This is a genomic window from Stenotrophomonas sp. MYb57 (genome assembly GCF_002966815.1).
GTDB classification, from domain to species: Bacteria; Pseudomonadota; Gammaproteobacteria; order Xanthomonadales; family Xanthomonadaceae; genus Stenotrophomonas; species Stenotrophomonas indicatrix.
Genome location: NZ_CP023271.1, coordinates 1,357,556 through 1,368,416 on the forward strand (window position 1 = coordinate 1,357,556; position 10,861 = coordinate 1,368,416).

Below are 10,861 nucleotides of genomic sequence, written 5' to 3' on the forward strand. Positions count from 1 at the left end.
CACGCATGGCGTGGATCTACCGTGCTCCGATTGCCGGCCGCTGGCCGGCACGACCAGGTGATGTTGGGGTGGGTGCCGACCGTTGGTCGGCACGCCTCTAGCGCGAATGCCCGAACACCAGCTCGATCACGAACTGGCTGCCGAAGAACGCCAGCAGCAGCAACAGCATCGCCGTCAGCGTCCAATGCACGGCCTTCGTGCCGCGCCAGCCATAGCGGCGGCGGCCGATCAGCAGCACGCCGAACACGATCCACGACAGCACGCTCAGCACCGTCTTGTGCACCAGCTTCTGCGCCAGCAGGTCGTCGACGAACAGCACGCCGGTAACCAGGGTCAGGGTCAGCAGGGCGAAGCCGACGGTGATCACCCTGAACAGCAGCGATTCCAGATCGGCCATCGGCGGCAGCGCACGCAGCCACGGACGGAATTCACGGCGCCGCAGCGCACGCTCCTGCAGCCACAGCATGATCGCCAGCAGCGCGGCGATGCTCAGCGTGGCGTAGGCCAGCAGTGCCAGCCAGGCGTGGCTGGCCAGGCGCCAGCCCAGCACCTTGCTCGGTTCATGGCCATAGCCGTGGTAGACCACCAGCAGCAGCGCGGCCAGCGGGAACACCACCACGCCCAGGGTGGACATGCGCCCGCGCGCGCCCACCAGCGAGGTCAGCCAGGCCATTCCCAGGCCGACCAGCGACAACGCGGCGAAGAAGTGCATGTCCGGGCCGCCGGTCGTGCGCATCGCCACCAGCACGTGGTAACCGCCATGCAGCAGCATCGCCGGCAGCGCAGGCCACAGCCAGGCGGGCGAGGTCACCCCGTCGTTGCGACCAAGGGCGCGCACCAGCAGGGCGCTGGCGGCCAGGTAGAGCAGGACGGCGATGAGAACGATTGTCATCGTTGAAGTTTCGCATACCCCCGCGGTGCTGGCGACGGGCGTGGCGTCGCAGTCCGGGGAGCGCGATGGACCCGTTATACTGTGGGCCTTATTGTCCCCCGCTTTCAGACAGGTTGCGCCGCATGTTCGAGTCCCTGACCCAGCGCCTTTCCGGCACCATCGAGCGCCTGCGCGGCCGTGGCCGCCTGACCGAAGAGAACATCCGCGAGGCGACCCGCGAGGTCCGCATCGCGCTGCTTGAAGCCGACGTCGCGCTGCCGGTGGTGCAGGCCCTGATCGAACGCATCAAGGTGCGTGCGGTCGGCCAGGAAGTGCTGAAGTCGCTGACCCCGGGCCAGGCCCTGATCAAGGTCGTGCGCGACGAGCTGACCGCGGTGATGGGCGCCGAAGCCAGCGACCTGAACCTCAACGTTCCCGCGCCGGCCATCATCCTGATGGCGGGCCTGCAGGGCGCCGGCAAGACCACCACGGTCGGCAAGCTGGCCAAGCACCTGAAGGAAAAGCGCAAGAAGAAGGTGATGGTGGTCTCGGCCGACGTCTACCGTCCGGCGGCGATCGAGCAGCTGAAGACGCTGGCTGACCAGGTGGGCGTGCTGTTCTTCCCGTCCAGCGCCGAGCAGAAACCGGAGGCCATCGTCCGCGCCGCCATCGATGACGCGCGCAAGTCGTTCGTCGACGTGCTGCTGGTCGATACCGCCGGCCGCCTGGCCATCGACGAAGCGATGATGGCCGAGATCAAGGCCCTGCACGCTGCGGTCAACCCGGCTGAAACGCTGTTCGTGGTCGATGCCATGACCGGCCAGGACGCGGCCAATACCGCCAAGGCCTTCGGTGATGCGTTGCCGCTGACCGGCGTTGTCCTGACCAAGACCGACGGTGACGCCCGTGGCGGCGCCGCGCTGAGCGTGCGCTACATCACCGGCAAGCCGATCAAGTTCGTCGGTGTCAGCGAAAAGCCGGAAGGCCTGGACGTGTTCCACCCGGACCGTATCGCCAGCCGCATCCTCGACATGGGCGACGTGCTGTCGCTGGTCGAGCAGGTCGAGCAGCAGGTCGACAAGGACAAGGCGCAGAAGCTGGCCGAGAAGGTCGCCAAGGGCAAGAAGTTCGATCTGAACGACATGCGCGACCAGCTCGAGCAGATGCAGAACATGGGCGGCATCGGCGGCCTGATGGACAAGCTGCCGGGCCTGGGCCAGATTCCCGAGCACCTCAAGCAGCAGGTCAGCCAGGGCAAGGAAGTGCCGCGCATGATCGCCATCATCGGCTCGATGACCAAGAAGGAACGGCGCAACCCGAACCTGCTCAATGGCTCGCGTCGCGCCCGCATCGCAAAGGGCTCGGGCGTGACCCCGGCCGACGTCAACAAGCTCATGAAGCAGTACATGCAGATGGAAAAGATGATGAGCAAGATGGCCGGTGGCGGCATGAAGGGCATGATGCGCAGCATGAAGGGCATGATGGGCGCCATGGGCGGCCGTGGCATGCCGTTCCGCTGAGCGCGCGCTGTATCGAACGCTTGAACAACCCGCGGAATCAATCAAAGGAATGTGCATGAACAAGTCGATCGTGGTGATGGCGCTGGCCCTGGGCCTGGTTGCCTGCAAGGACGACACCTCCGTGTCGCAGAAGGCCGGTAGTGCCATCAGTGGTACCGCTGCCGATTTCGTCGCCGGGCTGGGCGAGGGCGTGGACAAGCGCATGAACGTGACGCTGCAGGCCGATCCGGGCCTGGCCGCGCAGGGCCTCACCGTCACCCTCGGCAAGAGCCGTGGCATGGGCTCCAAGGACGCGGCGGTGTACGTGGTGGCCGACAAGGCCTTCAAGGGCAAGCTGGTGGCGCGTGCGCTGGATGCCGAGGGCACCGAGATCGGTCGCGCCAGCGCCGAGGAAGAGTTCGCCGCTGATGACGCGCGCTACGTGACGTTCAAGTTCAACGAAGAAATGGACAGCCAGCTGGTCCGCACCTACGCGGTGTCTGCACGCTGAGCCGGGCGGGAGCGGATCGCCCGGGGCGACGCTCCCGTCCACAGTGTCTGGCGTATGCTGGCAGCGACTCCTCCCACAGGTGCGTCGCGTGAGCCTTTCGCCGATTCTCGAACGCGCCGACGATTTCTGTCGGCGTTTTTCATTGCAGCTGCCGATCCTGCTGGCACCGATGGCCGGTGCCTGTCCGGTTCCCCTTTCCGCCGCGCTGGCCAACGCCGGCAGCATGGGCGCGATGGGGGCCGTGTTGTCGCCGGCGGCGGATATCGGTCGCTGGATGCAGGACTTCCGTGCAGCGTCCAGCGGGCCGGCGCAGGTGAACCTGTGGTTGCCCGATCCCGCGCCGGTGCGCGATGTGGCCGCCGAGGCCGCCACGCGTGCGTTCCTGGGCCAGTGGGGGCCGGAGGTTGCGGCCAGCGCAGCGGATGCCACGCCTGCCGATTTCGAGGAGCAGTTCAGGGCGCTGCTGGCGGCACGGCCGGCGGTGGCCTCGACCATCATGGGCGTGCTGTCGCCGCGTCATGTGCAGCAGTTGAAGGATGCGGGCATCGCCTGGATCGCCTGCGCTACGACGCTGGCCGAAGCGCGCGCTGCGCAGGACGCGGGTGCTGACGCGGTGGTCGCGCAGGGCGCCGAAGCCGGCGGCCATCGCGGCGCCTTCGATCCGATGCGTGCAGAGCAGCAGCTGGTCGGCCTGTTCGCACTGCTGCCGCGGCTGGCGGACAACCTGAGTATTCCGGTGATCGCTGCGGGCGGAATCGGCGACGGTCGCGGCATTGCTGCTGCCTTGATGCTCGGGGCCAGCGCCGTGCAGATCGGCACGGCCTTCCTGCGCACACCCGAAGCAGCGGTGGCGCCGGCATGGGCCGATGCGTTGGCCCGCAGCGAACCCGAAGACACCTGGCCGACGCGCGCGTTCAGTGGGCGCCTTGGCCGTGGCCTGGCGACTGCCTACGTGCGTGCAGCTGCTGCCGAGGGCGCACCCGCGCCGCGCCCGTACCCGGTGCAGCGTGGCCTGACCGGACCGATGCGCAAGCAGGCCACGCAGGAAAACCGGCTTGCTGCGATGCAGGCCTGGGCCGGGCAGTCGGCGTGGATGGCACCGGCAGCGCCGGCCGCCGACGTGCTGCGTGGCATGTGGGAACAGGCGCAGGCGCTGCTGCGATGACGGTGACCTGCAACGGCGCAACGGCGCGGGCCGAAGACCTGCTGCCGGCGCTGACCAACTACGGCCACTTCACCTCGTTGCAGGTGCGCGGCAACGCGGTGCAGGGTCTTGATCTGCATCTGCAGCGGCTGGCCAAGGCAACGCAGGAACTGTTCGGCAGCCGGCTCGATATCGCGCAGGTGCAGGCGTGGATGGCGCAGGCGCTGCAACAGGCCGGCCAGGTCGACGCATCGATGCGGGTCACCGTGTTCTCGCGCCGTTTCGATTTCCGTGAGCCACTGGCAAGCGTGCCGGTGGATGTACTGGTTGCCGTCTCCGCGCCGGTCGCGCTGACCGCGCCGAAACGCGTACGCAGCGCGACATGGCAGCGAGAGCTGCCGCAGATCAAGCATGTCGGTACGTTTGGCCTGTTCGCCCAGCGCCGTGCCGCGTTGGCAGCGGGTTTCGACGATGCGCTGTTCGTGACTGCCGACGGCCAGATCAGCGAGGGCACGACCTGGAACCTGGCCGTGCATGACGGCGAACACCTGATCTGGCCACAGGCGCCTGCGCTGCGGGGAACCGCTGAAGCGCTGCTGCAGGCGGGCTGGGTGGGCCCACAGCAGACCCGGCCGTTGCGGCTGGATGAGCTGGCCGGCATGCGGGCGGCTTTCGCCTGCAACGCCAGCGGGTTGTGGGCGCTGGACGCCATCGACGGTCAGGTGCTGCCGGGTTCGCAGGCCCTGGCCGAACAGGGCAGGGCGGTGTTGGCCCGGGTGCCCTGGCAGTCGCTTTCCTGAATGGAACCGTTGGAGTCAGAACCCTTTTGCTCGGTAAAAGGGATCTGACCCCGGGGTAGACGCCCGGGGTTGGCTCGGCCGGACTCTGCCGCTATAATCGCCCGCTTACCGCGCCATCCTGGCGACTGGGCAATAGGAAAAAACCACCATGGTCAAGATTCGACTGACCCGCGGCGGCGCCAAGAAGCGTCCGTTCTACCACATCATCGTCACCGACGTCCGCAGCGCCCGCGACGGCCGCAACATCGAGCGCGTTGGCTTCTACAACCCGGTTGCACAGGGCGGCGAGAAGCGCATCGAGCTGGACCTGGCCCGCGTTGACCATTGGGTCAAGAACGGCGCCCAGCCGACCGAGAAAGTTCGCAACCTGATCAAGGAAGCGAGCAAGTCCCAGGCCGCTGCGGCCTGATCCTGACGGGCCGCGCCCTGGTGCGGCCCATCTGATTGAACGCAGATGAAAGATAACGAGCGCCGCATCCTGCTTGGCAGGATTGTCGGCGCTTTTGGTGTGCGCGGCGAAATAAAGCTCGAGTCCTGGACCGAGCCGCGTTCCGCTATTTTCCGTTACCAACCGTGGATCCTGCGCAGCCCCAACGGGCAGGAATCGACGCTTGAAGGCGCCCGTGGCCGGGATACCGGCAAGCATCTGGTGGCCCGTTTCCCGGGCATCGAGGATCGCGACACGGTCGAGGCGATGCATGGCACCGAGGTCTTCGTGGCCCGAAGTGCGCTGCCGCCGCCCAATGCCGACGAGTATTACTGGGTCGATCTGGAGGGCCTGGATGTGAAGACCGTCGAAGGCGTTGCCCTCGGCCAGGTCTCGCACCTGTTCAGTACCGGCGCCAACGATGTGGTGGTCGTACGCGGTGACCGCGAGCGGATGATTCCGTTCGTCGTGCCGGAGTTCGTCAAATCCGTCGACTTCGAGGCCAATCTGGTCGTGGTCGACTGGGACCCCGAGTTCTGAGTGTGAGCATGCGTTTCGACGTCATCACCCTGTTCCCCGATTTCCTCGCCCAGTCCGCTGGGCTGGGTGTGGTCGGCCGTGCGCAGGAAAAGGGATTGTTCAGCCTGCATGGCTGGAATCCCCGTGATTACGCCGAGGGCAACTACCGCCGGGTGGACGATCGTCCGTTCGGCGGTGGCCCGGGCATGGTGATGCTGATCGAGCCGCTGCAGGCGTGCCTGCAGGCGATCCGTGAGGCCGATCCGACGCCTGCGCGGGTGATTCATCTCAGCCCGCAGGGCGCGCCGTTGACCCAGGCCAAGGTGCGGGAACTGGCGGCATTGCCGCGCATGGTCCTGCTCTGCGGCCGCTATGAAGGCATCGACGAGCGCTTCCTGGCCGCCAATGTCGATGAGGAGATTTCCCTCGGCGACTATGTGCTGTCCGGCGGCGAGCTGGGGGCGGCGGTCATCATCGACGCGGTGGCCCGGCTGCAGGAAGGCGCCTTGAATGACGCCGAATCCGCGGCGCAGGACAGTTTCGAGGGCGACCTCGGCCTGCTCGACTGCCCGCATTACAGCCAGCCGGCCCAGCATCCGCTGGGGGACGTGCCGGACGTGCTGCGCTCGGGCAACCATGCCGCCATCGCCGCCTGGCGCCGGCAGCAGTCGTTGATCCGTACCGCACAGCGGCGCCCGGACCTGCTGGATGAACAGGCGCTGGGCAAGGCCGACCGCAAGCTGCTGGCCCTGGCCCGCCAGGTCCCGGCGGAAAAGGGCAAGGTCTAGCGCCAGCCCTGCTTTATCGGCTATCATGGCCAATTACGCCGGCCCCGGCCGGTGCGCAGTACCCAAAACAAACGTGCAGCACAGTCCGGTGACTGCATGAGCCCACGCTGTCGAATGACACGCCCACCCGAACAATGAATCGGTGTAACCCATGAGCAAGCTGAACAAGTCCATCGTCGCGGAATTCGAATCCGCCCAGATCACCCGCGAACTGCCGCAGTTCAGCCAGGGCGACACCATTGTCGTCAACGTGAAGGTGAAGGAAGGTACCCGCGAGCGCGTGCAGGCCTATGAAGGCGTTGTCATCGCGACCAAGAACGGCGGCCTGAACTCCTCGTTCACCGTGCGCAAGATCTCGCACGGCTACGGCGTCGAGCGCGTGTTCCAGACCCACAGCGCCATCATCGACTCGGTCGAAGTGAAGCGTCGTGGTAAGGTCCGCGCCGGCAAGCTGTACTACCTGCGTGGCCTGGAAGGCAAGGCTGCCCGCATCAAGGAAGATCTGGCTGCTGCTGCTGCCGCCAAGGCTGCCCGTCTGGCAACCAAGGGCTGATAAACAACTTCGGTTGTTGCCGCGACGGCCGCCTTCGGGCGGCCGTTTGCGTTTGTGCTGCCGCCTCGTTAGTTTCAGTGGATGGATGAGACCGACCATCGATACCCGGCGGACATCCAGGTGGCGCTGCGCTTCCTGGACCGTTCCGGGGTGCCACGGAGGGAAGCGGCCCCCTTGCTGCACCGCATGCTGTGGCGGCTGGGTGTCGCGCTTCCGCCGCCGATACTGGCCGGTTTCCTGACCAATACGCTCCTGCAGGGCCTGCTGTTTGGCCTGTTTTGGACGGTACTGATGTGGCTGCTGTTGTGGCAGGGCAGGGCCCCGGCGCTGGAACTGCTGTTGCTTGCCGGGGTGGCGGCAGGCGTGATGTTCGGCCTGGTGATGGCCACCCTGATGTGGTTCCTGCGCGGGGCCCGCAAGCTGCCCACCTGGCGGCAGTTCCGCAGCAGCCTCTGAGACCATGGCGCAGTGCGCCGTGACCGCTGCCGGGCGGCGGCGTACGCTCGGGCCTTCGACCCTCATGGCCCCTGCGATGCCCGCCAAGCGACCTGCCAGCAGTGCCGCGCCGAAGCTGCTGTCCGGCGGTAACCCGCAGATCGCCAAGGGTGAGGGCGATGCGCCCGTGCAGGCTTATATCGCTGCCATGCCGGACTGGAAACGGGCCGTTGGTGAGCGTCTGGACGCCCTGATCGAACAGGCCGTGCCCGGCGTGCACAAGGCAGTGAAATGGAACTCGCCGATGTACGGCGTTGCTGCCGGCGAGGGCTGGTTCCTCAGCTTCCATTGCTTCGCCCGCTACATCAAGGTCGCGTTCTTCCGCGGCGCGCTGTTGCAGCCTGTTCCGCCTGAACCGTCCAAGAGCGCCGACACGCGCTACCTGCACATCCTTGAGGACGAGCCGCTGGACGAGGCGCGGTTCCTCGACTGGGTGCGGCAGGCCAGCCAGCTGCCTGGCGAACGCATGTAATCCCCCAGGTTCTTTCCCCGAACGAGACCACGCGATGGCCACGCAGAAGTCCGATCCCGCAGATGCCGCTCTCCCCGCTGCCGCCCTGATTGACGCCCGCATCGCCGAGCTCGCTGATTGGCGCGGCGACATCCTCGCCCGTGTGCGCGCGCTGATCCACGAGGCGCTGCCGGACGTGGAGGAAACCTGGAAATGGCGCGGCACACCGGTGTGGGAACACAACGGCATCCTGTGCACCGGCGAAACCTACAAGCAGGCGGTGAAGCTGACCTTCGCCCACGGCGCCGCGTTGCCGGACCCGAAGTGCCTGTTCAATGCCAGCCTGGAAGGCGGCACACGCCGCGCGATCGACATCCACGAAGGCGGCATGCCCAACGCCGCGGCGCTGAAAGCACTGCTGCGCGCCGCCGCCAGGCACAACGCGGAAAAGAAAAAACGGTAGTGCCGGCCGCTGGCCGGCAACTGCGCGATGTTTGCGACGTCCATGGGGTTGCCGGCCAGCGGCCGGCACTACCGGTGCATGACCGGTGCATGACCGGTGCGTGTTCAACGCGGTGGAATGGTTTCCAGCGCCGCATCCGGGTCGGCCACCGGCGAAGGCGGACAAGCGGGAATCTCCGAGGGCGTGGCGAGTTCTTCGGCATGCACCGGTGTACTGATCATCTTCGCCTTGCGCCAGCCACCCCAGCGGTAATACGCCAGCGACAGCAGCATCGACACCAGCGAGCCGGCCGGGAAACTCCACCAGATCGCATCGGCGCCCCAGTACGGCTGCAGGAATTCGGCGAACGGCACGCGCACGCCCCACAGCGACGCGGCCAGGATCAGCAGCGGCGGCAGCACCGCGCCGGTGGAGCGCACCACGCCGGAGATCACGAAGCTGACGCCGAAGAACAGGAACGAACCGATCACGATGTGGTTCAGGTGCCGCGCGATCTGCAGCGACTCGCTGCCCTGCGGCAGGAACAAGGCCAGCGAATACTGGTCCAGCAGCACCAGCGGCAGGATCAACGCGCCGGTCAACAGGAAGTTGAACGCGATGCCCTGGCGTGCGGTACCGCGCACGCGATCCCAGCGCTGCGCACCGACATTCTGCGCGGCCATCGACGAACACGCCGCACCGATCGCCATCGCCGGCATCTGCACGTAGTTCCACAGCTGCAGCGATGCACCGTAGGCTGCGCCGGTGTCGGTACCGTACTGGTTGACCATGGTCATCAGCATGATCACCGACAGCGAGATCAGCACCATCTGCAGGCCCATCGGCACGCCCTTGACCACCAGCGCGCGCAGGATGGTCATGTCCAGCTTGAACAGGTGCATGTCGGCGCGGCCCAGCCACAGCGTGTGCCGCTTGTGCCGCATGTACAGCAGCAGGCCGGCCAGCGACAGCGTCTGCGACACCAGCGTGGCCCACGCCGAGCCGGCGATGCCCAGTTCCGGGAACGGCCCCATGCCGAAGATCAGCACCGGGTTCAGGGCGATGTCCAGCACCACCGAGACCAGCAGGAAGCGGAAGGGCGTGCGCGAATCGCCGGCACCGCGCAGCGCCGCACTGAGGAAGGCGAAGGCGTACAGCGTTGGCATCGCCAGGAAGATGATGCGCAGGTAGGCCTCGGCCAACGGCAGCGAGGCGGCGGGCGTGCCCATCGCCGCCAGCAGCGGGTGGGCCAGGAACCAGCCGGCGATGGCGATGATCACCGACAGGCCGATGAAGAACGTGGCGCTGGTGCCGACCACGCGTCGTGCCTGGGCGATGTCGCGCGCACCGATGGCCTGGCCGATCAGGATGGTCGAGGCCATGCCGAAGCCGAACACCGAACCGATCAGGAAGAACATGATGTTGTTGGCGTTCGCGGTCGCGGTCAGTGCCGCTTCGCCAAGGAAGCGCCCCACCCATACCGCATTCACCGAGCCGTTCAGCGACTGCGCGATGTTGCCTGCCAGGATCGGCAGCGCAAACAGCAGCAGGTTGCGGCCGATCGGGCCGGAGGTCAGGTCAAGCGGCGCTTTGGCCATGGAGTGGTGATCGATTCCCGGGAGGCGCACACTAGCATCAAGCCGGTTTGCAGGATGTGGCAATGCATCAACCACAACAGGCGATGCGGATGATCGTGGCGGCCTTGATCGCAGCGGCACTGGCCGCATGTTCGTCGGGTGACCGGCTGGGCGATGCCCAGGTGCGGCCGACCGACCGCCCCGAGTGCCTGGTCGGCAGCCAGCGCCAGGACCTGGCGGCCGGCACGCCGGCATTGATCGGGGGCAGCGGCTGCCGCATCGACCCCGACAATCCGCGCCCCCTGAACAAGCGAACGGAGTAGTCCCCACCGATGTCCGAGCTTTCCCCGTTGGCGCCCAGCGTCCGTCTGGACATCTGGTTGTGGGCGGCCCGCTTCTTCAAGACCCGCAGCCTGGCCAAACAGGCGATCGAGACCGGCAAGGTATCCGTGGCCGGGCAGCGTCCGAAATCCTCGCGCGCAGTGCGCGTGGGAGAGCAGCTGCTGGTCGATCGCGGTGAAGAACACTTCGAGATCCAGGTGCTGGGCCTGAGCGACCAGCGCGGTCCGGCGCCGGTGGCGCAGCAGTTGTATGCCGAGAGCGAAGCCTCCAAGGCCCGCCGCGCCGAACAGCGTGCGCTGCGCATTGCCGCGCGTGATGGCTACCAGGCACCGGAGCACAAGCCGGACAAGCGCGCACGCCGGTTGATCCGCGCATTGGGTGATATCGACGCCCTGTGACGGCGCCGCCCGGGCGCTGGTAGTCGCCCACCTCGGTGGGCGTT

Annotated in this window: 15 protein-coding genes; 13 read left to right on the plus strand and 2 right to left on the minus strand. The window is 66.9% G+C overall.

Annotation, left to right across the window (positions count from 1 at the left end):
* Positions 1 to 97 precede the first annotated feature (97 nt).
* Entirely contained in the window at positions 98 to 892 is a 795-nt protein-coding gene (ccsA, locus tag CLM74_RS06260) for a cytochrome c biogenesis protein CcsA (protein WP_025873825.1), read from the minus strand.
* A 122-nt stretch (positions 893 to 1,014) separates the two neighbouring features.
* On the opposite strand from ccsA, the gene ffh reads away from it, so the two are divergent.
* The 11 genes from ffh to CLM74_RS06315 all read left to right on the plus strand — a co-directional run bounded on the left by ffh (position 1,015) and on the right by CLM74_RS06315 (position 8,521).
* A complete protein-coding gene (ffh, locus tag CLM74_RS06265) occupies positions 1,015 to 2,391 on the plus strand; it encodes a signal recognition particle protein (protein WP_025873824.1) in 1,377 nt (458 codons plus the stop codon).
* 55 nt (positions 2,392 to 2,446) lie between these two features.
* Complete coding sequence (locus tag CLM74_RS06270) at positions 2,447 to 2,881, plus strand: hypothetical protein (RefSeq protein WP_025873823.1); 435 nt, start codon at positions 2,447 to 2,449, stop codon at positions 2,879 to 2,881.
* 88 nt (positions 2,882 to 2,969) lie between these two features.
* A complete protein-coding gene (locus CLM74_RS06275) occupies positions 2,970 to 4,046 on the plus strand; it encodes a nitronate monooxygenase (RefSeq protein ID WP_105163669.1) in 1,077 nt (358 codons plus the stop codon).
* Positions 4,043 to 4,825, plus strand: a complete 783-nt coding sequence (locus CLM74_RS06280) for an aminotransferase class IV family protein (RefSeq protein WP_105163670.1) — start codon at positions 4,043 to 4,045, stop codon at positions 4,823 to 4,825. The genes CLM74_RS06275 and CLM74_RS06280 overlap by 4 nt, the downstream gene beginning before the upstream one ends.
* A gap of 148 nt (positions 4,826 to 4,973) precedes the next feature.
* Positions 4,974 to 5,234, plus strand: coding sequence for a 30S ribosomal protein S16 (gene rpsP / locus CLM74_RS06285; RefSeq protein ID WP_025873821.1), 261 nt, complete (start codon positions 4,974 to 4,976; stop codon positions 5,232 to 5,234).
* Positions 5,235 to 5,279: 45 nt separating this feature from the next.
* Positions 5,280 to 5,792, plus strand: a complete 513-nt coding sequence (gene rimM, locus CLM74_RS06290) for a ribosome maturation factor RimM (protein WP_025873820.1) — start codon at positions 5,280 to 5,282, stop codon at positions 5,790 to 5,792.
* 8 nt (positions 5,793 to 5,800) lie between these two features.
* On the plus strand, positions 5,801 to 6,559 hold the full coding sequence (gene trmD / locus CLM74_RS06295) for a tRNA (guanosine(37)-N1)-methyltransferase TrmD (protein ID WP_025873819.1): 759 nt from the start codon (positions 5,801 to 5,803) through the stop codon (positions 6,557 to 6,559).
* Between the two features lie 151 nt (positions 6,560 to 6,710).
* Positions 6,711 to 7,112, plus strand: coding sequence for a 50S ribosomal protein L19 (gene rplS / locus CLM74_RS06300; protein ID WP_025873818.1), 402 nt, complete (start codon positions 6,711 to 6,713; stop codon positions 7,110 to 7,112).
* An 81-nt stretch (positions 7,113 to 7,193) separates the two neighbouring features.
* The gene (locus tag CLM74_RS06305) at positions 7,194 to 7,568 is read left to right on the plus strand and encodes a DUF6404 family protein (protein ID WP_105163671.1); all 375 of its coding nucleotides are present in this window, start codon (positions 7,194 to 7,196) and stop codon (positions 7,566 to 7,568) included.
* Positions 7,569 to 7,644: 76 nt separating this feature from the next.
* Positions 7,645 to 8,079 carry a DUF1801 domain-containing protein gene (locus tag CLM74_RS06310; RefSeq protein ID WP_033830650.1) on the plus strand — a complete coding sequence of 145 codons (435 nt, stop codon included), beginning with the start codon at positions 7,645 to 7,647 and terminating at the stop codon, positions 8,077 to 8,079.
* A 34-nt stretch (positions 8,080 to 8,113) separates the two neighbouring features.
* Positions 8,114 to 8,521, plus strand: coding sequence for a DUF1801 domain-containing protein (locus CLM74_RS06315; RefSeq protein ID WP_105163672.1), 408 nt, complete (start codon positions 8,114 to 8,116; stop codon positions 8,519 to 8,521).
* Positions 8,522 to 8,625: 104 nt separating this feature from the next.
* On the opposite strand, the gene CLM74_RS06320 is transcribed toward CLM74_RS06315, so the two are convergent.
* Positions 8,626 to 10,098, minus strand: coding sequence for an MATE family efflux transporter (locus tag CLM74_RS06320; protein ID WP_025873814.1), 1,473 nt, complete (start codon positions 10,096 to 10,098; stop codon positions 8,626 to 8,628).
* Positions 10,099 to 10,160: 62 nt separating this feature from the next.
* Here CLM74_RS06320 and CLM74_RS06325 point away from each other — a divergent pair, with 62 nt between their 5' ends.
* Together CLM74_RS06325 and CLM74_RS06330 are read left to right on the plus strand one after the other, a co-directional pair.
* On the plus strand, positions 10,161 to 10,400 hold the full coding sequence (locus CLM74_RS06325) for a hypothetical protein (RefSeq protein ID WP_105163673.1): 240 nt from the start codon (positions 10,161 to 10,163) through the stop codon (positions 10,398 to 10,400).
* A 9-nt stretch (positions 10,401 to 10,409) separates the two neighbouring features.
* Positions 10,410 to 10,817: an RNA-binding S4 domain-containing protein gene (locus CLM74_RS06330; RefSeq protein ID WP_025873812.1), complete on the plus strand. Its 408-nt coding sequence runs from the start codon at positions 10,410 to 10,412 to the stop codon at positions 10,815 to 10,817.
* Positions 10,818 to 10,861 lie beyond the last annotated feature (44 nt).